This is a genomic window from Synechococcus sp. R50.1, from assembly GCF_047462115.1.
Taxonomy (GTDB): Bacteria; Cyanobacteriota; Cyanobacteriia; order Thermostichales; family Thermostichaceae; genus Thermostichus.
This window is the reverse complement of record NZ_JANSIN010000035.1, coordinates 1-25,856: the sequence shown is the minus strand read 5'-3', so window position 1 is coordinate 25,856 and position 25,856 is coordinate 1. Positions and strand designations below refer to the sequence as shown.

Genomic DNA, 25,856 nt, shown 5'->3' with positions numbered 1-25,856 from the left:
GTTTGGAAACAAACAGAATGCTATCGCTGCATAGTTGAACAGTGATGTTCAGCAGTGTTCAGCGTAAATGTATCAGCTCGGTCGCGCCTTTGCATCCGATGGGGTTGGTCGGCAGCAGGGGGAACCCTTTTGGGGAACTAGCTCTGAGGCGCCAAATCTGGCAACAGACACCCCAGAGCGTCACACCCTGCCGGTCCCTCTGCTGCCAAGGTAAAGTTGCGGTCGTAGCGGGCCAGGGCCGCGAAGAAGTTATCTGTCCGCCGTCTCTTTTTGACCTCGGCCACCAGTCGTTCGTAGGTGGGCTTGTCGATTTTCTCAAAAGGCAGGCGGGGGAAGGGCGCATCGAAGCGGGCCAGCAGCGCTGCGCTGATGTAGCCCTCGTCGTCGCGGATGGCTTCGTAGATACGGGATCCCAGAGCTTCCACCTCGTCCTCCCGCAGCTCGATGGTGGCGGAGGTGTTGTGGGTGGTGTAGTACCTCTGAACCTGCATATAAAAGTCAAACTGGGCCAGGGCCGAGAATTGCTCGATCTCGATCTGGTCAGCACCGGGCAGGTTGGCCCATTCTACTTCCACAGGCAGTTCCACCAGCCATTCGGTACAGCGGGGATCAAAGGGGTCGTTGAGCAAGTTCCCGTTTTCATCTTTGTCCGCCTGAGCAGGTACCACCGAGTAGCCATAGTCCAGACAGGCCAGCGCCACCGGGTCATTTTTGGCAAAGGTGATGCGGCGGATGTAGCGTTGGGCTTTGGGCGGGTGCCAGCCGGGAGAGGCGTTGGTGAGCAGCGACTTGGTGCCGGCGGGCTGAACCGTGGTGCAGCGGTTGGGGCGGCGCAGGCTGTGGCGGTCGCAGTAGTCCCAGACCACGCGGTGGACGATCTCCTTCCAGCGGCTGAGGTATTCCCGCTCCTGCTGCTTGAATTCCTTCCCGATGGGGGTATCGGGTCTCCCTTCCTGCCACCAGCGCAGCCATTCAACCCCAAAGGCTTTGACGCAAAAGTCGAACAGGCCTGTGAACGAGACGCCGACGATGGGATCCCATTCCCGCGAACGCTGAAAGCGGGGTTCCACAAAGCGGTGGTGGAGTAGGGCTGCCACCGTGAGGGCTCCCGCCGTGAAGGCTTCCTCTTGCTCTTGCCGGTTGTGGGGATCCAAACGGTTGAGGTGGATCTCGGCCAAGTTGCAATGGAATGTGTGGCCAATAATCTCGCCACAGTTGTGGACAACAAACCCATTGGCATCAAAGCACGCTGGGCCGGGGACAGTACAGTCATACACCGGCTCTACCCCGTCTGCCTCAAGGGCAGCAACCGTCACAGCAAACCGCTCTCGGTTGAGCTGGCGCTTGTAGCCATTCAGCAGTGCCTCTAGCTTTTGGGCTTTGTGCGGTTCCCGAAAGCCGACCCATTCCTGGAACAGATGCAAGTTGTCGTTGGCAATAACCAATTCGTGCTGGGCTTTGCAAGCGTATGGTGCAGGTTGGCGAGCACTGTTCGGCAGCAGGCGATATCCAGCAGGACGGCGATTCTCATACAAAACTGCAATGATGCCCAGCCGCGCCAGCATGCGCTGAACCGCTTTGAGGGTACCCAGATGGCTTTGAGAGAGCCGCACGCTAACCCCTTTCTCCTGATTACCTTGCACGCTGCCATCCGCATCAAAGAGCCCGCACAAGAAGCCTCGATGAAACTGGAAGCTGGTGGCTTCGAGCGCCTCTGTCATCTGCTTTTGTCCGGGCCTCATGCCGAACTGGGCCGCCAGTTTTGCCAACCCCCTGGAGCCGATAACCCGCAACCCAAGCTGCGCATAGTGATATGCCTCTGGCTGGCGGGGCTCGTAACCCACTGCCGTTTGCAAAAGCTGAATCGCATACTGGCTCATTTCGGCTTGGGTATCTTGCCAATAGCGTAATAAAGCCGTGTCGTTCCACGGGGTTGCCGTAAGGCTACCGTCACCCAGCAAATTCCCCAAAAGCCAGCCTTCTTCCCAGGTACCCGCCCCATCCCACGGGGTGAGATCGCGATGGTTGTGCAGCAGGATGCGGTCGCCCGGTTGTAGGCTTTCTGCCGGTACCCACTCGGTGTATTGTGCCTTTTGGGTTTGAGCGGTGACTTTGAGAACCCGATGGTTGCCTGTCAGCCGCAGAGAGAACCCTTCCTTGGTCAAAAGCTTCAGCACAGGCTTGGTACCGGAGTAGAAGAACCCCTCCGGTGTGGTACTGAATAGTTCTCCATTGACATAGGTGCTGTGCTGCTTCCCAATCAGGTCTCTCACCTGGCGCGGCCCATCGCCCGTGTGCACCCAGGTATCGGCTGTCACGCAGGGATTCAGCCCATAGCGCCACAGGCGATCCTGAAGTTCCTCTTCCCCTAGGGAGGGATCCCGTCCCTTTAGCCATTCTCGGGCCGTTCCTGCCTCATAGGCTTTGAGAAAGTCGGGTTTTAGGTCGGGTGGGATAAGGTCGCAATTGGCCCGTGCTACGGCTTCCCCGGCCCACTGGATGGCCCCCTCGCCTGAGTAAAACTGCTTCCGCACGGCCTCAACACATTCTTCCCGCGTCGGCTTGCGGTGAAACACCCGCGTGTGGTTGGCCATGCGCAGGGCATCTCGCTCGGGGTCAATTCTCCAGTTGCCGTTTTCGTCCTGCTGCCACAAGTTGTCTTTGGCGGTGGATCCCAGCTGGTCGTCGGCAGCAAACTGACGAATGCCAGCGCTACGACGAATGTTTCCCGCCACCACCACCACCGCCGCCTCGTCAATGAGCAGGCAGCATTCCACGGAGTTCAACTGCCGCCCTACTGCCCTGTTGAGGATGGCGGCACAGCGCTCGTACAAGCCGGGCAGCTTAATGGGGTTGGCCACGCCCCCAAACCCTTTCAGCCGCTCCCCAGCCGGGCGGACATCGCTCAAGTCCACTGTCACTTCCACCTGGCCCCCAAAGCTGGGATCCGACGCCAGCTCCAGCAGCGCTTGGTACGAATCCACCCAGCCGCGGCGACTGTCTCCCACCTGGATGTGCACCTGGGATCCCTGCCGTTGGATGCGGGTGTGCTCCTGCCGCTCTTCGGGAGGGGTGGTGCCGATGGATCCCTTCACGTGAACCCGCAGGCGGTTGACAATGGGGGGCAACTGGCGGATGAACTGCGGTTCCAGCACCGCTCCCGTGCCGCAGCCCATCATGGCCAGATCCATCATCAGGCCAAAGGCCCGCCAGTCCACCACCGCCAAACTGGTGCAGTTGTAGGCACCGGAGAAGTTTTCCGGCTTCTGGATCCAGTCGGTGCCCATCACCCACAAGGCTCGACCGGAGATCAACGCCTTCAACTGCCGCTGCATGCGCTCTACGAGCTCCCGCTCCTGGGGGGTAAAACGCCCCAGCCGGGCGATGTCGGCCAAGGTGCGCTCGCAAACTTCGCCCCAAGTCTCGCGGTTGCCATCCGGGCGGCGACGGCTGTAGGTGCGGTAGAACACCGGGCTGGCCGCCGGGGCTGTGGCCGGAAACTCGCCCAGAGGCAGGGATCCCGTCGTTTCAGCGGGATCAAGTCCCTGTACTTCTTTGCTCTGTTCGCCTGAGCGGGACGAAGTCCACACCATAGCCACACCTCTTCTGCAAAGCTCGGTAGTTCCGACTCTTGAGCGCCGGTTGGCAACCCCGCCGACCCAATGCCCAACCACGTTATCACAATCTTCGGGGGTCTGGTGTTGTAGGTAGTGTTGTGCTCTGAGAAGATCTTTAAGAGCCTCTAGGGATAGGGCAGGCCCGCTGTCTGCCGGGGGAGCCGCAAGGGAACGGAAGGCCCGGCAGAAGGGCTACAGTGGAGGAGAGGGATCCCAAGTTAAGGGGCTGCTTGTCGTCTTCAACGGCACCTTCCTGGGCCTTCTCCCCAGTGAGAGCTGTGTAAGGAGTTGTATCGTCATGACCAGTCGCCTGCGCATCGGTAGCTTGTGGGGGATCCCCTTTTTCATCGACTACACCTGGTTCCCGGCGGCCCTCCTGCTGGTGCTCTCCTACGGGGTGTTGACGGCGGTGGGGTTGTTTCTTTCTCTGCTGGCTCATGAGTTGGCCCACAGCTTGGTGGCCCGCGCCTATGGAGTACGGGTTAACTCCATCACCCTGTTTATTTTTGGGGGTATGGCGGCGATTGAGCGGGAAGTTCCCCGCCCCCTTGGCGCTTTTTGCGTGGCCGTGGCAGGCCCTCTCCTCAGCTTGGGTCTGTTTGTGCTCTTCAGCATGGCCCGGGCTTGGGCTGTGCCGGAGTCGATGCTGGCCTCAACCCTCACCAGCTTGGCTGCCATCAACCTGACGATTGCCCTGTTTAACCTGCTGCCGGGCTTGCCTCTGGATGGGGGGCAAATGCTCAAGGCGGCCATCTGGGGTTGGACAGGGGATCGGCAAAAGGGTATGCTGTGGGCGGCCCGAGCCGGCCAGGGGGTGGGCTGGGGTTTGGTGGGGCTAGGTCTGCTGGTGGTATTTTGGGGGAGCCTCAACGGCCTCTGGGTGGGGTTGATCGGCCTGTTTATTTTGAACACCGCCCGCCGCTACAGCCAGTACGCGCAACTGCAGCAGGTGCTGGCCCGCCTGAAAGCTGCAGATGTGATGACCCGCCAGTTTCGGGTTTTGGACGCGAACATGAGCCTGCGGGAGTTTGTGGATCGCTATCTGGTGCCTTCTTCTCTCAGGCCGGAAGCCCCAACTCAACCGGCGGACGTTTATTTTGCCGAGGAAGATGGCCGTTACCGCGGGTTGGTCAGGCCAGAACTGCTCAACGACATCGAGCGCAGCCAGTGGGATCGCCTCACCCTGAAAGCCATTCTCAAGCCGATGGAGCAACTGCAGGGGGTACGAGAAGAGACCCCCATTCCCCAGGTAATTCAGATGATGCGCCAGGCAGAACCCCGCCGCATTTTGGTTTTCACGCCCACCGGCGCCATTGCTGGCTTGATCGACCGGGGGGATGTGGTGGCCATGGCTGCCCGGCAGTTGGGGGTCGTGCTGCCCCAAGAGGTGGTGCAGCGGGTGCGCGATAGCGAAGAATGGCCCCCTGGATTTCAGGTGGAGGACAATCTGGCAAGCGAGGGATCCCCCAGTCTGGCTTGGCAGGGATCCCCGGATCTGCGCAATGAGCCTTAGGGGGATGTCTGGACAGGGAGCAGCCCAAGGTACCTAGGTTCTCCCTCTACCACAAAAGGGGTTGGGATCTGCAAGGTGGGGAGAGAAGGCCGAGAAAAGTAGTCTCAGATACTATTTCCGGGAGACCCTCTCCATCTACAATTAAGACTGTTCTCCATCAATTAAGAATTTTGAACCGCTTTCCTCGTCTCTTGCCCGCCTACACCCACCGACTGAGCAACGGGCTAGGCGTTATCGTTCATCCCATCCCCATTGCCGATTCTGTAACCGTTGACGTCTGGGTACGGACAGGTGGACGCCATGAGCCGCCGGAGTGGCTGGGCCTATCCCATTTTTTGGAACACATGGTGTTTAAGGGCAGCGAGCGGCTGGCCCCTGGTGAGCTGGATTGGGCCGTGGAAGGACGGGGCGGAGTTACCAATGCTGCCACCGGCCAAGACTACACCCATTACTACATTACGGTGGCTGCTGCTGACCTAGCGGATACCTTGCCCTACTTGGCAGAGGTGGTTTTGCGGGCCGGGATCCCGGATCCAGAGTTTGAGCGGGAGCGGCAGGTGGTTCTGGAGGAAATTCGCCGCGCCGCCGACAACCCGGACTACACGGCCTATCAGCTCTTGATGGAGACCGCCTATGGGGAGCATCCCTATGGACGACCGGTGTTGGGCACACCGGAAAGCTTGATGCAACTGACCCCTGAGGTGATGCGCGCTTACCACCGCGCTTGGTATCGGCCTGAATCCATGACGGTGGTGGTGACGGGTGGCATCGATCCTGAGCAGGCGTTGGCCTTGGTGGAGGAGCAGTTTGGCAGCTCTGCTGCTGGGCCAGCACCGGCCAGCCCCCCCATCCCGCCCCAGCCTCGTCCCCAAGGGATCCTGCGCCGGGAGAGCGACCATGCCCGCTTGGAGCAAGCCCGTCTGAAATTGGCCTGGCCTACCGTTGGCATTGACGATTGGCAACAAGCCTGTGGCCTGGAGATGTTGGCTTCTCTGCTGGGAGATGGCCGTACTTCGCGGCTGGTGCATCTGCTGCGGGAACAGCGGGGCTGGGTGAGGGCCATTGGCTGTTCTTCGCTGGTGTTGAAGGAGGGGGGACTGTTTTGTATCGGCGCTCAGCTGGAGCCGAAGGATGTGGCGCGGGTGGAGGCGACGATCCTGCACGAGATCGAAAAGCTGCAGCAGGATGGCATCGGCCAAGCAGAGTTGGATCGCACCCGGCGTATGCTCACCCATGAGTTCCTGTTCTCCGCCGAGTCTCCCAGTCAATTGGCGGGCATCTATGGCTACTACGAGACGCTGGGCGGGGTGCAGCGCATTCAAGAGTACCTGGAGCTGTTGCAATCTTTTACCCCGGCTCAGATCCGGGAATTGGCCCAGCAGTACTTGTCTTTGGAGGCCTATGTGGTCACCGTTCTCAAGCCGACTGCCCTGGGTACAGCGGCGGCTTCGGAGCTGCAACTGGCTTGCCGTTAAGCGCCGCCTTGGCGCTCTGGACTCTTGACTTTCGGATTTTGGACGGGATCCCTTGCCTGCATGAACTCTGCTCTGCTTGCCACCCAACGTGGCCGTTTACAGCGCGTCCTTTTGGCCAATGGCATCACGCTGTTGCTGGGCCAGAACCCAACGGTGGAGATCTTGGCTGCCCACTGTTTTTTCCGCGGTGGTAGCCGGGCAGAGCGGCCGCAACAGGCGGGGGTGAGCCACTTGATGGCGGCTGTCCTCACCAAAGGCACGCATCGGCGCAACTCCCAGGCCATTGCTGCTGCGGTGGAATCGCTGGGAGCCTCGCTATCGGTGGACAGTTCTGCCGACTCTTTCGAGGTGAGCCTGCGCTGTGTGGCTGCCGATTTCCCGGAGTTGCTGGATTTGCTGGCGGAGATATTACGGGATCCCAGTTTTCCTGAAGAGGAGGTGGCGCGAGAGCAGGGGTTGATGCTGCAAGCCATTCGCGCCCAGCAGGAACGGCCTTTCAGCCTGGCTTTCGATCAGGTGCGACAGGCCCTCTATGGGGATCATCCCTACGCCCTGCCGGGGTTGGGACGGCTGGAGACGGTGGGATCCCTGACCCGCGAGGATTTGGTGGCCTATCACGCGGCCTACTGTCGTCCCAATGGAATGGTGATGGTGGTGATCGGCCCAGAGCCGCCGGAGCAGATGGCTGCCCAGGTGGAAGCGGCTTTGGGAGACTGGGTTGTTCCCGGCCCCTCTCCAGAGGATCGGGATGTTCCCCTACCCCCTCTGAGGGATCCCCAACTGCTGAGGTTGCCCCAGCCCACTCAGCAGACAACAATCTTGATTGGGTTTCGCGGATCCCCTGCTGCTTCTGCGGATTATCCGGCCCTGAAGTTGCTGGCCACCTACTTGGGCAGCGGTCTATCCAGCCGTCTGTTTGTGGAACTGCGGGAGCGCTGTGGCCTGGCCTATGAGGTCTCGGCTTTTTTTGCCACCCGTCGGGATCCCGCCCCTTTTGGGGTTTACATGGGCACTGCGGCAGAGAATACTCAGGTGGCCCTGGAGCGCCTACAAGCAGAAATCCACCGTCTGCAGGCCAATCCCCTCGATCCGGCGGAGGTGGAAATGGCGCAGCGCAAACTTCTGGGCCAATACGCCCTCAGCAAACAAACCAATGCCCAGGTGGCCCAACTGGTGGGCTGGTACGAGATTTTGGGCTTGGGCATGGAGTTTGACCAGCAGTATTTGCAGAGGGTCAGGCAACTCACCCCAGAGCAGCTCCATCAAGCCGCAAAAACCTACCTGACCAACTCGGCCATTGCTCTAGTGGGGCCAGAAGCTGCCTTGGCAGAGGTTGAGCTGGTGTTTTAAGCTGAGCAAACCATGAGGAAAACTAAGATCTGGCAAACATGGCCATTTCGATTCAAACGGGGACATTGCGCCCACACCTCAATAAAACACCTAAATAAAAAATGTTGAAAATGTTGAATGCGCAGTGCCGGAAAGATTTTTTTAGGAGCCCATGTTTCTCACCCTAGCCTGAAGTAACCATAACTCTGGATTGAGGTCACGATTGTGGGTCAATCTCGAGATGTCCAAGAAAACGATGGGGATCGTTTCTGAATAGCAGCCCTCTGAGAAAACTGGCGTTTTTCCTTTCTTTATCTTGCTTGAGCTTTTTGTGGCTGGTAGGCACAGCGGATCATCTGCAGGGGATACCCAAAAAGAGGGATCCGTGCCGCTTGGGCGGCTGGAAAAGCGGTTTTCCTTTGCGTTTTGCCCCTACTGGCGTCCCTTTCGGCGGCCCCTGCGTACCCACCACGGACTGTGGTCCGTGCGCGAAGGGATCCTGATCCGACTTACAGATCGGGAGACAGGCTGTCAAGGATATGGGGAAATTGCTCCCATCCCTTGGTTTGGCAGCGAGACCTTAGAGCAGGCTCTGGAGTTTTGTCGGCAGTTGCCCCCTCTTTTGTCGGAGGCGCATATTTTGGGGATCCCAGAAGCACTGCCGGCCTGCCGGTTTGGGTTGGAAGGCGCTTGGCTGGCCTGTCGGGATCCCGATTGGTTGAACAAGGATCTCTCTCTACTCTCTTTCTGTGAACTTTTGGGGGAGACCCTGCCGCCGGAATCTTACAAGGACTCCGTCCCACTCACGCGGTCGGTGTACAAGCTCAAGGTGGGGAGGGATCCCATGCAGCAGGAGTTGGAGAAGCTGGAGCAATGGCTGGAGCGGTTGCCGCCGGGATCCCGTCTGCGTTTGGATGCCAATGGGGGACTAGGGCTTGCGGAGGCCCACCGGTGGCTGATGGTTTGTGATCGGCTTAACCAGGACTCGCCGGTCAAGATTGAGTTTTTGGAGCAGCCTCTGCCGCCGGATCAGCACGCCCATTTGGTGGAGCTCAGCCGCCAGTACCAGACCCCCATTGCTTTGGATGAATCGGTGGCCTGCTTGGAACAGTTGCAAGCCGTCCATCGCTCAGGATGGACAGGGATCCTGGTGGTGAAGCCATCTTTGGTGGGCTCCTGCATCGCGCTGCGGGAGTATCTCAGCCGCCATCCCGGCCTGGATCTGGTCTTTTCTTCGGCGCTGGAGACTGCCATCGGCGCTTGGCATGGACTGGCCTGGGCGGGATCCCTGCAGGAGAAGACGGCTTGCCCCAGAGCTGTGGGGTGGGGGGTAGGGGGGGTCTTTCCAGAAGGGGATCCCGTTCAGCTCCAAATGGCCTCACCGGAGGAGCGGCTTGCTCTGATGCAGGCAGTGTGGGAGCGCTGGAGCCGACTCTAAACGGCAGCGGCTTGCTTGGCATTTTCCTGCCGCAAGTAGGCTTGAATAAAGTGCATCAGCTCGCTCGGCTCACCGTTCATAAAGGCCTCGACATTGTAGGTTTCGGCGTTGGTGCGGTGATCCTTGATCAACTTGTAAGGATCGAAGGTGTAGGTGCGAATACGCCCCCCAAAGCCCTGAGTCACTATCTCGCCGCGAATCTCGGCCAGCTTTTGTCTGCGTTTTTCTTCTTCCATCTCGATCAGCTTGGCCTTCAAGATCTGGATGGCCCGCTCTTTGTTTTGCAGTTGGGAGCGCTCTTCGGTACAGCGCACAGCAATGCCGGTGGGCTTGTGGATCACCCGCACTGCTGTTTCCACTTTGTTCACGTTTTGGCCACCTGCTCCACCCGAGCGGGAGGTCTCGAACTCCAGATCTTCCATCTTCAGCTCATACTCGCTTTCCTCTTCCAGGATCGGCATCACCTCTACGCCGGCGAAGCTGGTTTGCCGTTTGCCGTTGGCGTTGAAGGGGCTGATGCGCTCCATCCGGTGGTTACCCTTCTCGGCAGAGAGATAACCATAGGCGTAGGGGCCTTCGATCAGCAGGGTGGCGGACTTGATGCCGGCTTCGGCACCTTCGGAGTATTCCGAGAGGCTGACCTTGTAGCCCTGGTTTTCGGCCCAGCGGGTGTACATTTTCAGGAGCATTTCCGCCCAGTCCTGGGCGTCGGTTCCCCCTGCGCCGGCGGTGATGGTGAGGATGGCACCGTTTTTGTCGTAGGGGCCGGAGAGCAGTTGCTGTAGCTCCCACTGGCCCAACTCCCGCTCCACCACTGCCAGGGATCCCGCTGTCTCGGCTAAGAGTTCCGGATCGGGCTCTTCTTGGAGCAGCTCAAGGGCGCTGACGGCATCTTCTAGGCGATCCTTCCAGCGATGCACCTGATCCCAGGAGGCTTTGAGGCTGTTGAGCTGCTGCATGTGGCGGCGGGCTGCCTCTACATCATTCCAAAACTGGGGCTGGGAGGCTTCCTGCTCTAGGATGGCGATCTGTTGCTCCAGGTGAGGCAGGTCAAAGATAGTCCTGAGCGTTGCTCAGGCGCAAGGTGAGCGATTCTAGGGTGCGTCTTAGATCGGCAAGTTCCATAGAGAACATCAAACCATCTGCACATCGGATCCCATCCTATCCTGTGGGCCAGCAACTCAATCAAGGGATATAGCCCTTCTGCGGGCTTGCCGGAACACTGTTGCCGTGCAGCGCCGGTGAACCGGGTTCCTAGGAGTCCTTTCGGGGTAGAGCGTTTGGCTGTTGATCCCGCGCAGGCGGCTGGCGAAAGGGCTACGGGATCGACGGGTCGGCTTTGGTCGATTGCGTCAGCGGGACAGAACCCTTTGGCTTCTGCCGGAAGATCCCTGTTGAGGTGGCTCAAGCCTGTAGCAGAATGGAAAATCTGGTTTCGGAGGCTGCGATGCTAAAGGTCTTTTCCTTGCTTTCCGGGCTGGTTTTGGCCGGAGGGGTGGCTGCTTTGGCCATCACCAATCCCACCTTAGAAGAGTACGGAACCTATGCAGGGGAACAACTGGCTGCCTACGCTACGCGGGAATACTGTGCTCAGATCCCGGCTTTCCTGGCCACTTTGATTGAGGAATGTCATACCCTCGTCCGAGAGCTTCAGCCCGAACTGGAAGCTTTGTTCATGCGCCAAACCCGCCGGCAGAATTTTATCCTCTTCAGCCTCTATACCACCGATTTGTCGTTGCTCAACTTTGGCCCGCTGGGGATTTCCTTGCCCACCTACCACTTTGAAACCCTCGCCGTGGCAGGGCAATTCTACACTTATGAGATTCGAGAGGGGAAAGCTGCCCCCTAGTCACCATGGCAACCATAGGATCTCAAGATCCAAAAGAATCTCAAAAGTTCGGCTAGATCTGGGCTCGTTCCAACAGGGTTTGCAGCTCTTCCAGGGCCAACTGGGCTGACTGGGCCTGCTGGTAAAGGGATTGCACCACCTCAGCACTGCTTTGGGCCGATTGCAGTGTGGATTGGCTCTGGCGCTGGATACGCTCTGCCAAGCTGCGAATACGGTTGCTGGCCTCAGTGGTTCGCCCGGCCAATTTGCGGATCTCCTGGGCAATGGCTCCAAAGCCACCGGCACCACCGCTGCGGTTGGCCTCTACAGCCGCATTGAAAGAGAGCAGGCGAATGTATCCTGCCACCTCTACGATCAAATCCACAATGGTGTTGATCTCCTTGAGCTCCCGCGACAACTCCTGGCTGTTGTCGGCAATTTCCTGAACTAGGCCGCGTACGGCTTCCACGCCTTCAAAGGTAGCGGCAAAGGTGGATTTGCCTCTCTCAGAGAGCACAGAACTGATTTCAATGATGCGGGCGTTAAGGCGAGCCAACTCCTCGGAGCGCTGTTGGGCCCGGCGACGTTCCATGTCTAAGGCCAGGTTTTGGTTGAGGATCTCGGCTTTTTGTCGCTCCAGATCCCGGGCATACTGGAGGCTGCGGTTTTTTTCCTGCTCCAGCTCTGCCAAGATCCTTTTCATCTCTTCCTGCTGCTCCTGTAGCTTGCGCTGGGTGGCCAGATGCACCTGGGCCTGGGCCACCAACAACACCGGCACATCGAGAAGGCGGTAGTCCTGGGATCCCAGTTGAACCACCACGGGGTCATAGATGGTCTCTTCGGGCCGTTGGAAAGCTCGGTCGGCTGCTTGGATGACATCGCAGTCGCCGGGGAGCAAGAGAAAATCCCGGCTATGGAACTCTACCATGGAGCTGATGGGCCGCTTCAAAAACACATCCAGGCCGTAGGGCTTGCTAAGCATCCACTCCAGAATGGCGCGGCGGGTCAACATTCCCCGCACCTGTGACCGCTCGTCCAGCACGATGACTCCTGAAAGGCTGCTGTCATCTTCTAGGCGGCGCACCACGTTCTCACAAGGGGTGGACTCGCTCACCTGAAACTCCACCAAGGCCAAATCGCGCAGCTTGGTGTTGATCGATAGGGTAGGAGTGGGTGGATTTGTCAGGGTAGCCATCACAGGGATCCTCGGCACAGGTTGGGTACAGATGGGTTGGAGACTGATGTGTAGAGGAACACAAAAAGTCGGCTCTAGATCGGCCTTCAATGGGGTAATTTGTGCAGAAAATCGACCACCTTCAGTTTGCCCTGGGATCCCACCTTTTGCCCATAAGATTCTGCGGGATTGTACGGAAAGGATGGCCTGGGATCCCTTCTTTGCAGTTTGCGGGGATGGATCCCTTTGGAGCTGAATGTTCTGGGTTGGTATCTTGGATCCCTGATTGATCTGGAGCTGGATTTAGCGGGTTTCTTGATAGCGGTGGTAGATTTCCAGAATTTCGCTGCGTCCTCGGTTAAAGGCGGCCACCACTTGCGGGTCGAAATGGCTGCCGCTGTTGTCTTCTACAAACTGAAAGACCTCATTCAAAGCCCAGGCTTCTTTGTAGGGGCGACGGCTGGCCAAGGCATCGAATACATCGGCTAAGGCCACAATCCGCCCTTCTAGAGGGATCCCTTCTCCTTTGAGGCCGCGCGGATACCCACTGCCGTCGAACTTCTCGTGGTGGGTAAGGGCGATGATGGCGCTCTTTTGCATCAGCTCGGAGTCGGACTTGCTGAGAATTTCGTAGCCGATCTCAGGGTGGCGGTTCATGATCTGCCGCTCTTCTGGGGTCAGACGCCCCGGCTTTTGCAAGATGGCATCCGGGATCCCGATTTTGCCCACATCGTGCATGGGACTGGCGTAGAAGATCAGCTCTTGCTCATGGCTGGATAGGCCCAAGTGCTTGGCGATGATGCGGGAGTAGTTGCTCATCCGCTTCAGGTGAAAGGAGGTATCTTGATCCCGGTATTCTGCGGCCAGAGACAGACAGAAGATGGTCTCGAAGTGGGCAGATTTGAGCTCTTCCCGCAATTGGACGTTTTGATAGGCAACCGCCGCCTGGGAGGCTAGGGCTTCTGCCACGCTGACTTCCAGCTCAGAAAAAGGTTGGCTCCACTCAGCCACCTGGTCAGGAGCTAGGGGGGTGGGGTGATCCGGCTTTAGGCGGTTCAACAGTTGCAGGGCGCCAAGGATCTTGCCTGAGGGATCCCGCATCGGCACGGTGAGCAAGGAGCGGGTGCGATAGCCGGTTTGCCGATCCACCTGTGGGTTAAAGGCATAGGGCCGGTCGGCGGGCAGGCGGTAGACATCCGGCAAATTCAAGCTTTCCCCGGTGAGCACCACGTAGCCCACAATGCTGGAAGGGCTGAGGGGCAAGCGCAGATCCCGCAGCTCCTCATGGCGGTTGACCACGAAAAACCGCAATTCTTCTCCCTCTCGGACAAAGAGGCTGGCCCCATCACAGTGGGTCAGTTCTCGGGCTTGAGCAACGATCAACTCCAGCAGCCGCCCCAGATCTGTTTCTGAGGAGAGGGCGATCCCCACTTGAATCAGACGCTGGCTGAGGCGCAGGGCATCCGAGGCATCGAATTCGGTTGTGCTGGGGTGAAGACCGAAGGGGGTGGGCAGGCTCATAGCAGGGTTGGTCAGAAGCGTTCACATTAAGCGTTCACAATAAACAATGGCGGAGTCATTCGCCCCCAAGAGTTCTCCTGCCGCCGGCTGGGTATCCGAACCTCCGGGGCGACCAGCAGCCCGAAAACACGCCAACACCACTCAAAGCAGCGATGCCTTACTTTAGCTCGAGGAGGCGAGAAACGTTGTGACCCAGGTCAAGCCCAAGGGAACCGATGAGATTTCCCTGCAGCTCGTTGTGGGCCTGGGCAATCCCGGCCCTCAATACGCCAATACCCGCCACAATTGCGGCTTTATGGTGGTGGATCGGCTGGCGCAGCGCTGGGGGATCCCGTTGGTTTTGGAGAAGCGATTCCAAGGTAGCTACGGAGAAGGGTTTGCCCTGGGAGGAAAGCGACGCTTGCTCAAGCCGGAAACCTACATGAACCGTTCCGGCCAATCGGTGCGGGCGGTGCTGGATTGGTACAAGTTAGATCTCGCCTCTGTGCTGGTGGTGTACGACGATATGGATCTGCCGCTGGGTCGTCTGCGCCTGCGGGGATCCGGTTCTGCCGGTGGGCACAACGGCATGAAGTCCATCATTCAGCACTTGGGGAGCGAGGCGTTTCCACGGCTGCGTTTGGGGGTGGGCAAACCCAAGGGCAGCCAAGATGTGGTCGGGCATGTGTTGGGTGGATTCGCCCCTGCAGAACAAGAGGTGCTGGAGCGGGTGTTGGATGTGGCGGTAGAGGCCGTGGAGTGCTGCTGGCAAGAGGGACTGATGACGGCCATGAACCGGTTTAATCCTCTGGATCTGTCTGGGCCACCGTCCGATCCGGATGGATCCAATCCTGCACCGGGCCAAGGCGAGGCTTCCTCCTAAGGAGCAGCTTGTCCTGGATTGCCGGCTCCGAGGGGTCTTCCAGGAGAGGGCGCAATAAACGCTTCGTCCTGCTCAGGGGAGCGGCTGTGAAGATGATAGTCCAGATAAGTGTCAATTATCTGGACTATCCACCGATGGAACCAGAGCAGCCCATGAAACCCCAATCGCGAAATCAGATCCAAAGCCCCGTCGATCCCCAGTGTTGAGTGGGTTACGGAGTGGGTCGCCGCCACCGCGTCCAGATGTTCTCCAGCAGGCCAATCCCCTGCACCAAGAGGATCCCCAAAGCTGCCGCCACCAGCATGATCACCCACAACCCCACCATGTCGCCGTAATAGGAACGGCTTAACAACATCGGCCCCAGCCCTGCAAAGCTAACAATCGAAATCTCTGCCACAATAGCCCCCACCAGAGCCATCGCCACCGCAACCTTCAGGCTGGTAAACACCATCGGCATAGCCGCCGGGATCCGCACCCAGCGAAATACCTGCAGCGGGTGGGCATGGTAAGTGCGCATCAAATCCAATTGCAGAGGCGGTACACTGCTCAACCCCTTGGCAATGCCGATCGACAGCGGGAAAAAAGCAATGTAGGCCGCCACGATTGCTTTCGGCAACAGACCCCGCACCCCATATTGCCCCAGCACCACCGCCAGCACCGGCGCCAAAGCCACAATTGGCACATTCTGGGAAGCAACAATCCAGGGAAGCATCATCCGCTCAAAAGCTCGCGAAAACACCAACGCCACCGCCGTTGCCCACCCCACCAGCAAAGCCAGCCCCAACCCCACCAGCGTTTCTGCTGCCGTGACCAGAGCGTTATACCCAACTGCGCTCGTGGAAGTGAGGGGGAACGCCATATTTCTCAAGCCCTCCGCCAATTGACCCAAAGAAGGCAGGATCGGGTTGCGCAATAGTCGAGCACACTCCCTGACCGTGCTGCAGTCTGCAGTGCCCTGCTCCAAGAGGCGTTGCGCCGCCGGGCTGTTCGCCCAAATCGCCAAGGGATCCCAAACCAGCAGCAGTAGGATCCCTGTCAGGAGGATGGGTAGCCAGCGTTCACTCAGCGTGCGTAGAGGAGATATCACCGTTAATCCTCGCGGTAGATCGAGACAGAGTGCACGGCACCTGGGATCCCAAGCTGAGAACCCGCACCGCCATAAAAATATAGCCATTGCCAACCAGAGCAACTTCATCGGAAACCATTCTGTTGGCATCAGCGGGACAGAGTCCTCATAAAGTGCCGATGCAGGCATTGCAAGCGGATCGCCATGAGGGTTAGCCTTTGTAACAGTCTTCTGGCAGAGCGATTGCCTGAACAGAGCCGCTCTGCTTGTGCCAACCCAAGACAAAAAGCAGTCCACCTGAGGTTGAGATCTTGCTGTTGAATTGCTGGGATCCCGTTTTGCTTGCCGTCGAAGCCGCTGCCCCCATTGAAGGAGCTGCCAATCTTTCGCCCCTGATCCTGGTAGCGGTGCTGATGGCTCTAGTGGTCATCTATCTGGCCAGCCGTATCGCCGGAGAAATTGCCGTCCGCCTGAGTTTTCCCCCCGTGTTGGGAGAGCTGCTGGGGGGCGTCGCGGTAGGGGCCTCCGCGCTGGGGTTGTTGGTCTTCCCGGAAGGACAAGTTTCCGGCCAAGAGCTGCACGCCTTGGCCCAATCCTCAGCATTGATGCAATTTCTGCAAGCCACTGCCGGACTCGACGAGGGATCCCTGGTGCAGGTGTTTTCCTCCCAAAGCGAGATCGTCGACATCCTCTCCGAGATCGGGGTGATCATCCTCTTGTTTGAAATCGGCCTCGAGTCGGATCTGGCCGAGCTGTTGCGGGTCGGCCCTCAAGCCGCAGCCGTAGCCATCATCGGCGTTGCTGTGCCCTTCCTGGCCGGAACCCTGGGCTTGCTCTACCTGTTTCATGTGCCCGTTATCCCCGCCATATTTGCCGGCGCTGCCCTCACAGCAACCAGCATCGGCATCACCGCCCGCGTCTTGGCCGAGCTGCAAAAACTCACCTCCCCAGAGGGGCAAGTGATCATTGGTGCCGCCGTCTTGGATGACGTGTTGGGCATCATCATCTTGGCCGTGGTGGCGGGCTTGGCCAAAAACGGAGAAGTCAACCTTTCCGATATCGGCATCATCATCCTCAGTGCCATCGTCTTCTTGGTCGGCTCCATTGTTTTGGGGCGCCTTCTCAGCCCCTACTTTGTTGCCCTTCTCAACAGCCTGAAGACCCGAGGTAACCCCCTTCTGCCCGCCCTTGTGCTGGCCTTTCTGCTGGCTTATGTAGGGCAAATCATTCATCTAGAAGCGATTTTGGGCGCTTTTGCCGCTGGCCTGATCTTGGCCGAAACCGAGAAACGGCAAGAGCTGGAAGAACAGATCAAGCCCATTTCCGACCTATTGGTGCCCATCTTCTTCGTCTGCGTTGGGGCCAAAACCAACCTTGCCGTACTCAACCCCACCCTCCCTGCCAACCGAGAGGGGCTGATCATTGCCGTCTTCTTGATCGGAGTTGCCATTGTGGGCAAGCTAGCAGCGGGCTTGGGGGCCTTTGGCAAGCCGGGCATCAACCGCTACGCCATCGGAGTGGGCATGATTCCCCGGGGTGAGGTGGGCCTGGTGTTTGCCGGCGTGGGGGCCGCCAGTGGGGTTCTCTCCGATGCCCTCGATGTCAGCATTATCGTCATGGTGATTGCCACCACCTTTGTCGCTCCCCTCTGGCTGCGGGGAGTGTTGATTGGGGAAGCCAACTCCCCCTCCCTCCTGGACTTGCAGGCAGAAGCGTCAGAGCAAGACCGCAAAGACAGCACCGACGAGACTGCATCAGCGCTCCCAGACTCAGAACGGGTGGGCATTCCTGAGGGCTAAATTATCTCAGCTTTCCCCTCAAACGCCCCCAGAGGGTCTGGAACAGCAGCCGCAGCGGATTGCGGCGTTGAGGCTTCACGTCAATTCTCTCCGTCGTCTCCTCTTGGGGCAAAATTGCCTGCATCGAGGGCGGATCAAACCGCTGCATGGTTGTGGAGCGCCGATCCACCACCTCCGCCTTCACGCTGCGAAAGCTTACAGACTGGAGATACCGCTGAAAATCTTCGTCTGACAACTGGCGAATGCAGTACTGCATCCGCACCTGATTCCCCAACAGGATCTGATCCCCATCCTTGAGATCCCAGCTCAAACATCTCTGCCCATTCACCGAGACGCCGTTGGTGCTGCGCTTGCCCTCGATATTGCCGTCCAACAGCCGGTAGGTATACTGGCCATCTTTTTGGGGTAGCCGCAGCAGCAGCGCGTGTTGCCGGGAAACCGCCGCCGAATCGATGACAATCGCATTGCTGGGATCCCTGCCGATGGAATAGGTGGCAGCGCTGAGGGCCACAGCCCGCCGTCCCTGCTCATCATCGATCACCAACACATGCCAGATTTGGGAGGGGGAAGACTGTGCGCCGGTAGCCATGGTCTGGGACCTTGAGCTGGAGCTGGATTGACCGTCGAAGTCGCAGTGCAGGCCCCTTTCGTGTTAGCGGGCTGGAAGCCACACCTCAGCCCATTGCCCAACCCTCGGTGAACCGCTATGGGGAGAAGGTCAACAAGGGGAGACTCGGCAAGAGAGGGGCTTTCCCTCATAATAGTAAGGCAGAGCTTCTGCAAAAAAAGAGGATAGCTGAAACGTGAACACGACTCCAACCCCAACCCTCCTCGAAGCCCTTCCCCCGATCTACCCCGGCGTTGCCGTCCGGGTCATCAACCCCAACGACACCTACTACTGCTTTGAGGGCCAGGTACAGCGGGTTACCGACGACCATGCCGCTGTCCTCTTTGAAGGCGGCAACTGGGACAAATTAGTCACCTTCCGCCTCACAGAATTGGAAGTGGTGGACAAATCCCGCCCCTAGCCCTGCTCTTCCCTGTCCCTTTTGGCATCTCCCCATGCGCAGCCATTGGCAGGAACCTTTCCTCTGGATCCATGCCGCCGGCATCCTCCTCTTCCCCTTGTGGGTGGGGCTGACCCTGATCGGGCTGGCCACAGGGGATCCCCTCCTGCCGGTGGGGGCGGAGCAGGCTTGGGTGGCCGTGGTGGGCATTGGGCCGGTCTTTGCCCTGCAGTGGCGCAAGCCATTGGATATCTTCAGCCTGTGGGTGGCCTCTGTCCCCCCGGAAGAACTTACCCCCGACCAGCGCCGCATCTTGGCCGCCTTCCTCAGCCCCGAACATAAGATTTTGACGCTGTTGGCGGCAATCCTGATGCTGGAAGTCGGTGAGCGCCTCTACGACTTTGCCCCCCTCTTTGCCCCGCTCACCCCTGGCAACGGCACCCGCCTGGCCGGCCTGGCCATAGCCGCCTTCGGGTTTTGGGGATCCAACCTGTTCTTGCAGATCCCCATTGCAACGATACGGGTACTCCTCCTCAGCGAGCCGGAGCTGGCTCAAATGGATCCCGTCCCCGTCGAAGAGATCGAAAGCCGCTTCTCCGTCATCGGCGATCGCCGCAGCCCACTCCTGCAACGGCTGTTGCGCCGCATCTCCGGCCAAGATTCAGAAGGCACCTCGAAAGACCAAAAAGACAAGGATAAAAACAGAGCGACAGAAAACCCCCAGCTCGAATCCGAGAAACGGGATCCCTCTGGGGAAGTTGCCATGCCGGCCCCTGAAACTCCCCCCGATCCCACCTAAGGCAAGCTTCCGCAAAAGCTGTAGCTCAATGTTAGATTGGAAGCAATCCAAGTAGATTGGAAGCAATCCAAGCCCTGTGAAATCCAACCATCGGCATTCCCCTGATCTTCGAGGCTACCGCACCGGCAATGGCGAGCAACTTTTCTTTCCGCTTCAAGCAATTTACCCAACGCCTCAGAGAAACCACCCAACTTCCCCAGTTTTTCACCGATCAAGCCACCAGTGAAACCCAAAACCTCGCTCGGGAGTTGGCTTTGGTTGGGGAATACGCCACTCAGCTTAGCCAAGTGGTGATGGAGGTGGACTTTCTCAACCAGCTCTACACCCGTCTTTTGAACGAGCGGGAAGTGTTGCAGCAGGAAAAAGATCACTTGGAAGCGCGGGTCTTTGAGTTGCAACAGGAACGCAACGAGACGGAGCCCCAGGTGATGTATTTGCGAGAGCAGCTCAGCCAGGCCAGCTTTCAACTGGAACAAACTCAAAACCGGGAACGCAGCCTTAGCGAGCGAGAACGACAGTTGTCGGAAATTGTAGCCCAACTGGAGCGACGGCGGGCTGTACTCAACCAAGCCATCGAAAACCTCACCAATCAAGAGGCCGATTACACCGTTCGCACCAAAGAACTGGAGGCGGTCGTCCGGGAAAACGAAAAGAAAGCCAAGCAGTACCTGGAAGCTGCCAACCACTACCGCGCCTACCTGGAAGAGCTCAATGCGCAAGTGCAAGAAACGCAAGCCAAGCTGAGAAGCCTTGGTGTCGAGCCCAAGCCCGCCGACCTGCCTCGACTTGAGGAGCTGGAAAAACCCACCCCCATCCCAACACCGCCTCCTGCTTACACGCCGCCCCTTCCCCAACAGCCCCCTCCACCCCAGCAGAGTGGCTATTGGTCAGATAGTCCTTTCGACGACGACCCCTGGGGATAGACTGTCCTGCCAGGATCTATAAGCCAGCTTTGCGACAAAGCTCAGTCCTCTCTGCCCTAACCGGCCTTGGGAGGGCCTGGGTGGTCACATACCCTGGAAGAAACCTGTTGCAAGGGATCCGCAAGAAGATCCCCAGAATCAGTACGAGGATCCCGATCCTCGACATTCAATCCTTTCCTGCCCGGCCAAACCTATGGAACCGACCCTGCCGGATTTACAAGCCCTTAGCCAATGGGATCGACAGTTCTGCCAGTTTGCTGAGCAGCAACAGCTCCTCAAGCCCAAACAACTGGCTCTGGCCCTGAAGATCCAACGGCAGCAGCACGGCCCTCTAGCCTTGATCCTCTGGCAGTTGGGCTTTGTGGGCCTGCAACACCTGGCTCAGTTCTGGGAAAAAATGCCCGGCGGAGCCGAGTCCGAACTGCTCGAGGACAGGGCCCTCGGTGGATGAAAGGTGCCCCCTTCCCCCACTCGCTTTTCCGCCAGAAGAGAAGAAGCAAGCAGATCCCTCTTGCTACCCAACGCTGTCGCCACCAGGCAGCAGATCCTTGGGATCCTCCGGTGGGGGCAGATGCGCCAGATCCACAGGTGAAGGGGATCCCCCCAAAATTCGCACCTGGATCCCCTTGATCACGACATAGAGCACCGGCACCACCAGCAAACTGAGCATTGTCGAGACGAGCATACCGCCGATCACCGCCGTGCCCAGCGACTGACGGCTGGCTGCCCCTGCGCCCGTGGCCGCTGCCAGAGGGAAAATACCCAGGATAGTGCTCAGGGCGGTCATCAGAATGGCGCGGAAGCGCGTCTCGGCTGCTTGGGTGGCAGCTTTGAGCAGTGGGATCCCTTGGGCAACCAACTGGTTGGCAAACTCCACAATCAAGATAGAGTTTTTGCTGGCCAGCCCGATCAACATCACCAACCCGACTTGGCAGAAGACGTCGTTGGTCAAGCCCCGCAGCAGTTGCGCCAAAAGAGCCCCAAGAACCGCCAGCGGCACCGCCAACAAAATGATCAAGGGATCCACATAGCTCTCAAATTGCGCCGCCAGCACCAGGAAGACGAACACCGAGCCCAAAGCAAAGATCAGCGGCGCCTGTCCTCCCGACTCGATTTCTTCCAGCGACAGGCCCGACCACTCGAAGCCAAACCCCTGGGGCAACAACTGGGCGGCTAGAGTTTCCATAGCCCGAATCGCTTGCCCTGAGCTAAAGCCCGGCAGGGCGCTGCCCTGAATTTCCACTGAGCGGAAGAGGTTGAAGTGGTTGATGATGGCCGGGCTGGTGGTCTCCTCCACCTGAACCAGGGTGCTCAACGGCAAGAGCTGCCCCTGCCCACCCCGCACGTAGAACTGGCCGATGCTTTCCGGGTTACCTCGGAATGCTTGATCCGCCTGCACATAGACCCGGTAGTTGCGGTTGAACAGGTCGAAATCATTGACGTAGGTGCCCCCCAGCAGCGTCTGCAGCGTGCCGAAGACATCCAACAGAGGGATCCCCAACAACTGGGCCATCTCCCGATCCACCTGTACTTCTAGCTGCGGCGAATTGGCGTTGAAGGTGGGCGGGTTAATCCGCAAGCCCAAGAGGGGTTGGCCCGGCGGGGGCGGCGAGTTGCCCACAAAAAACAGGGTGTTGGCCGTCTGCTCCAAGAGGTTGAAATCGTTCACCCCCCGATCCTGAAGCTGGAAAGTAAACCCGCCCGCAACCCCCAAATTGGGAATGGCCGGCGGCAGGATCGGGATCACCAATGCGCGGCTGATCCCGCCCAAAAAAGGCCCAAATAGCCGGTTGACAATCGCTTGCGCCGATTGCTCCGGTTGCCGCCGCTCTTCCCAGGGCTTGAGGGTGGCAAAGATCAGCCCATTCCCCGGCGAGGGCCCGGTAAAGCTGAACCCCCCCACGATCACCCGATTTTCGATCTCAGGGATCCCCTCCAAAATAGCGGCGGCCTGCCGGATCACCCTGTCGGTATAGTTGAGGGAAACCCCCGGCGGCCCCTGGACAATGGTGATGAAAAAGCCCTGATCCTCATCCGGCACAAACCCCGTCGGCACAATTTGGAACAGCCAGTAGGTGAGGCCCAAACAGGCAATAAACCCCGTCACCACCAACAGCCGCAGCTTCACCACCAGCTCCAGCAGGCGGCAGTAGGCCGCTCGGATCCCTTCCACGGCGCGGTCAAACCAGCGCAGCAGCCAAAACATCTCTCCTGAGCGCGGACGAATCAGCAGTGCCGACAACGCCGGGGCCAAAGTAATGGCATTGAACGTGGACAGAGAGACCGCCACCGCAATGGTGACGGCAAACTGCTGATAGATGCGACCGCTGGTGCCGGGAAAAAAGGCAATCGGCAGGAATAACCCCAACAGCACCAACGTAGTGGCAATCACCGCCCCCAACACCTCATTCATCCCCGCCGAGGCCCCCTGCAGAGGCCGCATGCCGCGATCACGGATATAGCGGGAGATATTTTCCACCACCACGATGGTATCGTCCACCACCAGACCGGTGGCCAGAGTCAGGCCAAACATGGTCAGAGTGTTGATGGAAAAGCCAAACAGGCGCACAAAAGCAAAAGTACCCAGCAGCGCTACCGGGATGGTGATGGTGGGAATGAGGGTGATGCGCCAATCCTGCAAAAAGATAAACAGCACCAACACCACCAGGCCAATCGCCTGCAACAGAGTGAAAATCACCTCCTGCACCGACTCGGTAATGAACAGGGTGGCATCGAAGGGGATCTCGTAGATCAAGCCGGGCGGAAAGTTGCGGGAGAGCTCCTCCAACGTCTGCTCCACCTGCCGCGAGACCTCCAAGGCATTCGCATCCGGCTGCTTGGTAATGGCGATCCCCACCGCCTCCTGTCCCCCGATGCGGAAGAACGTATCATAGCTTTGCGCTCCCAGCTCCACCCGACCCACATCGGCAATGCGTACCAAACTGCCATCGGGGTTGGCCCTGAGGACAATCTGGGCGAACTCCTCCGGCTGTGAGAGCCGCCCCGTTGCCTGGACGCTGATCTGAAACTCCTGATCCGGCGGGCTGGGCTGGCTGCCAATTTGGCCGGCAGGCACCTGGATATTCTGCTGGCGCACCGCGTTCACCACATCCAGAGCCGTTAGCCCGTAGCCGGCCAAGCGTGTCGGATCCAGCCAAATGCGCATGGCGTAGGTGCGCTCTCCAAAGATGATGACATCGCTCACGCCCCGGATGCGCCGCAAAGCATCCCGCACAAACAGCTCTGCGTAGTTGCTCAAAAACAGCTCATCATATTCCCCTGCCTGCGAACGCAGCGCCACCACCTGCACGAAAGCACTGTCGCCGGCTTTTTGGACGCTGACGCCATTTTGGATCACCTCTGCCGGCAGCCGCGCCTGAACTCGGGCAACTCGGTTCTGCACATCCACAGCCGCTATGTCCAGATCCCGATCGGGGCTGAAGGTGACCGTGATTTGGCTGGTACCGTTGCTGCTGCTCACCGAAGAGAGGTAGCGTATGCCCTCGACGCCGTTGATCTCCTGCTCCAGCACGTTGGTCACCGTCGTCTCCACCGTCTCGGCATTGGCCCCAGGGTAAACGGCTGTCACAGTTACGGCTGGCGGCGCCACCTGAGGGTAGTAGTCCACCGGCAGTAGGGGAATGCTCACCGCCCCCACCAGCACAATGATGATGGAGCAGACGGTAGCGAAAACAGGACGGCGAATGAAAAAGTCAACGAACATAAGTCTAAGGATCCGCTGCGATGAGATACCGGTTGAGCTGGTCGCCCTTCAAGTTGAAGCTTGGATGACTGGGCCAAAACTGGGGCAAATAAGAATTGCTGAGAATGCACAGCCTCTTCTAGGGCGGGGATCCCCCCTCTCCACCTTGTTGCTGCCCCCTCTGCTGAAGGATCACCTCATCAATAATCGGTGCGCCATCGCGGATTTTTTGCAGGCCAGTGAGCACAATTGGCTCATTGGCCTCTAGGCCCTCCAGCACCTCATAGCTGTTCCCGTGGATGGATCCCAGCCGTACCGGCCTTTGCACCGCCACCGCCCCCGGGGGCATGCCCTCTGCTGGCGGCTCCGTCGTTTGCACTGTGTAGACAAAGGTTTGCGCTCCCAAGCGGGCCACCGCTGTCACCGGAATCAGCAAGGCCGGTCGCTCCTCCCAGATGACACGAGCCCGCACAAACTGCGCCGAGCGCAACTGCCCGGCTGGATTCTCCAGAAGGGCCTTGGCCAAAACCGACTGCGTGCTGGCTTCCGCCTCGGGAGCAATAAAGGAGATCTGGCTGGTGCCGATCACCTCGCCGCGGCTGTCCAGGAGCTGCACTGGGGTGCCGATGCGCAGTTGCGGGGCCCGCTGCAGGGGGATATTGAGGTTGATCTCCAGTGCCTGGTTTTGGGTCAGGGTAGTCAAAACCGTTTGCGGTGTCACGTAGTCTCCCTGCCTCACCAAAACATCCCCCACAATGCCCGCAAAGGGAGCCGTGACCTGGAAAAACTGCAATTGCACCTGCTGCCGCTCCGCCTCTGCCTGGGCCCGCTGCACCTCTCGCTCTGCCCGCAAAATCGCTGCCTCCTGGGCGCGGATCTGCTCCTGTTGCGCTGCCAAAGCCGCCTCCGCCTGGCGCAGATCGCGGCTGGACTGATCCACCTGCAACTGGCTGATGGCCCCCTCCGCCAATAGGCGCAGGTTACGTTCGTGCAGATCCCGGGCAAACTCCGCCGCTGCCTCTAGGCGCATCCGATCCGCCCGCAACTGGCTGAGCAGAGCACGGCTGCTCTCCAGGTTGGCTTGGGCCGCGGCAATCCCCGCCGTTTGGCCGGCCACCGCCGCCTGTTGCTGACGGCTGTCGATCTCAAACAGAGGTGCCCCAGCAGCCACCTGGGATCCCAACTGCACCAACACCCGAGTCACCTGTCCGCTCACCTGGGGCCGGATGCTGGCCACCTGCTGGGATCCGAGGCTGGCGATAAATTCCGACGCCTCCTCAATCATCCGTTCTTCCACCACTCCTATTCCCACTGGCGTGGGGGGTTGGCCGTCCCCCTCCATCTCCTGGGGCGGCCTTCCAGCTCGGCAGGCAGTTAACAGCAAAGAAAGACACAGCAGCGGCAAGGCCGTTCGCGCTCGCATCGTCAAGTTGCTCCCACAATAGGCATAGGGACAGGTAGGTGGACAAAGGGATCCCACCCCTGCACTTGCTTAACCAACCAAGGTAATGAACGAGAGCCTCCCCAAACCTGTGCAAAAGCGCTTGAAATCTTCCCAGTCCGGAACTAAGGTGTATGCTTAACAAAAACTTTCGCCGCGCTTCGCCCCACCCCAATGAGACTTCGTCCTGCTAACGCGATAAGGATACCCTTTGAGGGCACGCCACTCCTGGCTAGACTGTTCCCAGATCAGCAGGAAAGGAGTTCAGGCTTCCACCCCCTGCCGGAGAGCATGCCTCTAACCCCCAAAACCCTGAACTTTGCTGAATTTACTGAGCTTTAGGCGGTTTGGCAAAAGTCAT

General features: G+C 59.0%; 19 protein-coding genes. 11 read left to right on the top strand and 8 right to left on the bottom strand.

Going from position 1 to position 25,856, the window contains the following annotated elements; translation table 11 throughout:
• Positions 1-137: 137 nt before the first annotated feature.
• Positions 138-3,593, bottom strand: a complete 3,456-nt coding sequence (gene nrdJ / locus NW870_RS09495) for a ribonucleoside-triphosphate reductase, adenosylcobalamin-dependent (protein WP_414375023.1) — start codon at positions 3,591-3,593, stop codon at positions 138-140.
• Positions 3,594-3,915: 322 nt separating this feature from the next.
• Here nrdJ and NW870_RS09490 point away from each other — a divergent pair, with 322 nt between their 5' ends.
• The 4 genes from NW870_RS09490 (at position 3,916) to NW870_RS09475 (ending at position 9,372) form a co-directional block, all read left to right on the top strand.
• Positions 3,916-5,130: a site-2 protease family protein gene (locus tag NW870_RS09490; RefSeq protein WP_414375021.1), complete on the top strand. Its 1,215-nt coding sequence runs from the start codon at positions 3,916-3,918 to the stop codon at positions 5,128-5,130.
• Positions 5,131-5,300: 170 nt separating this feature from the next.
• Entirely contained in the window at positions 5,301-6,605 is a 1,305-nt protein-coding gene (locus tag NW870_RS09485; RefSeq protein ID WP_414375020.1) for a M16 family metallopeptidase, read from the top strand.
• Between the two features lie 60 nt (positions 6,606-6,665).
• Positions 6,666-7,955, top strand: coding sequence for a M16 family metallopeptidase (locus NW870_RS09480; protein ID WP_414375019.1), 1,290 nt, complete (start codon positions 6,666-6,668; stop codon positions 7,953-7,955).
• Positions 7,956-8,319: 364 nt separating this feature from the next.
• Positions 8,320-9,372, top strand: a complete 1,053-nt coding sequence (locus tag NW870_RS09475) for an o-succinylbenzoate synthase (RefSeq protein ID WP_414375018.1) — start codon at positions 8,320-8,322, stop codon at positions 9,370-9,372.
• Here the strand turns inward: NW870_RS09475 and prfB are convergent.
• A protein-coding gene (gene prfB, locus NW870_RS09470; RefSeq protein ID WP_414375016.1) for a peptide chain release factor 2 occupies positions 9,369-10,497 on the bottom strand; the annotation gives its coding sequence in 2 pieces (ribosomal slippage) (positions 9,369-10,424 and positions 10,426-10,497; 1,128 coding nt in all). The genes NW870_RS09475 and prfB overlap by 4 nt on opposite strands.
• Before the next feature lie 322 nt (positions 10,498-10,819).
• Between prfB and NW870_RS09465 the strand changes: the two genes are divergently transcribed.
• A complete protein-coding gene (locus tag NW870_RS09465; RefSeq protein ID WP_414355611.1) occupies positions 10,820-11,221 on the top strand; it encodes a DUF4359 domain-containing protein in 402 nt (133 codons plus the stop codon).
• A gap of 52 nt (positions 11,222-11,273) precedes the next feature.
• On the opposite strand, the gene NW870_RS09460 is transcribed toward NW870_RS09465, so the two are convergent.
• Positions 11,274-12,395: a methyl-accepting chemotaxis protein gene (locus NW870_RS09460; RefSeq protein ID WP_414375015.1), complete on the bottom strand. Its 1,122-nt coding sequence runs from the start codon at positions 12,393-12,395 to the stop codon at positions 11,274-11,276.
• 282 nt (positions 12,396-12,677) lie between these two features.
• Positions 12,678-13,895, bottom strand: a complete 1,218-nt coding sequence (locus NW870_RS09455; protein ID WP_414375014.1) for an HD domain-containing phosphohydrolase — start codon at positions 13,893-13,895, stop codon at positions 12,678-12,680.
• A gap of 187 nt (positions 13,896-14,082) precedes the next feature.
• On the opposite strand from NW870_RS09455, the gene pth reads away from it, so the two are divergent.
• The gene (gene pth / locus NW870_RS09450) at positions 14,083-14,757 is read left to right on the top strand and encodes an aminoacyl-tRNA hydrolase (protein ID WP_414355608.1); all 675 of its coding nucleotides are present in this window, start codon (positions 14,083-14,085) and stop codon (positions 14,755-14,757) included.
• A 211-nt stretch (positions 14,758-14,968) separates the two neighbouring features.
• Here the strand turns inward: pth and NW870_RS09445 are convergent, their stop codons facing one another.
• Entirely contained in the window at positions 14,969-15,844 is an 876-nt protein-coding gene (locus NW870_RS09445) for an ABC transporter permease (protein WP_414355607.1), read from the bottom strand.
• Between the two features lie 296 nt (positions 15,845-16,140).
• Between NW870_RS09445 and NW870_RS09440 the strand changes: the two genes are divergently transcribed.
• Positions 16,141-17,622 carry a cation:proton antiporter gene (locus tag NW870_RS09440; protein ID WP_414375025.1) on the top strand — a complete coding sequence of 494 codons (1,482 nt, stop codon included), beginning with the start codon at positions 16,141-16,143 and terminating at the stop codon, positions 17,620-17,622.
• Position 17,623: 1 nt separating this feature from the next.
• Here NW870_RS09440 and NW870_RS09435 read toward each other — a convergent pair whose 3' ends face one another.
• The gene (locus NW870_RS09435; RefSeq protein WP_414330833.1) at positions 17,624-18,211 is read right to left on the bottom strand and encodes an FHA domain-containing protein; all 588 of its coding nucleotides are present in this window, start codon (positions 18,209-18,211) and stop codon (positions 17,624-17,626) included.
• Positions 18,212-18,425: 214 nt separating this feature from the next.
• Here NW870_RS09435 and NW870_RS09430 point away from each other — a divergent pair, with 214 nt between their 5' ends.
• The 4 genes from NW870_RS09430 to NW870_RS09415 all read left to right on the top strand — a co-directional run bounded on the left by NW870_RS09430 (position 18,426) and on the right by NW870_RS09415 (position 20,802).
• Positions 18,426-18,650: an NAD(P)H dehydrogenase subunit NdhS gene (locus NW870_RS09430; protein ID WP_414375012.1), complete on the top strand. Its 225-nt coding sequence runs from the start codon at positions 18,426-18,428 to the stop codon at positions 18,648-18,650.
• Between the two features lie 34 nt (positions 18,651-18,684).
• Complete coding sequence (locus tag NW870_RS09425; RefSeq protein ID WP_414375011.1) at positions 18,685-19,428, top strand: low-complexity tail membrane protein; 744 nt, start codon at positions 18,685-18,687, stop codon at positions 19,426-19,428.
• A 128-nt stretch (positions 19,429-19,556) separates the two neighbouring features.
• Positions 19,557-20,351: a hypothetical protein gene (locus tag NW870_RS09420; RefSeq protein ID WP_414375010.1), complete on the top strand. Its 795-nt coding sequence runs from the start codon at positions 19,557-19,559 to the stop codon at positions 20,349-20,351.
• 193 nt (positions 20,352-20,544) lie between these two features.
• Positions 20,545-20,802: a DUF2949 domain-containing protein gene (locus NW870_RS09415; protein ID WP_414375009.1), complete on the top strand. Its 258-nt coding sequence runs from the start codon at positions 20,545-20,547 to the stop codon at positions 20,800-20,802.
• A gap of 63 nt (positions 20,803-20,865) precedes the next feature.
• Here the strand turns inward: NW870_RS09415 and NW870_RS09410 are convergent, their stop codons facing one another.
• Positions 20,866-24,075 carry an efflux RND transporter permease subunit gene (locus NW870_RS09410; protein ID WP_414375008.1) on the bottom strand — a complete coding sequence of 1,070 codons (3,210 nt, stop codon included), beginning with the start codon at positions 24,073-24,075 and terminating at the stop codon, positions 20,866-20,868.
• A 118-nt stretch (positions 24,076-24,193) separates the two neighbouring features.
• Complete coding sequence (locus tag NW870_RS09405) at positions 24,194-25,477, bottom strand: efflux RND transporter periplasmic adaptor subunit (protein ID WP_414375006.1); 1,284 nt, start codon at positions 25,475-25,477, stop codon at positions 24,194-24,196.
• Positions 25,478-25,856: the final 379 nt, after the last annotated feature.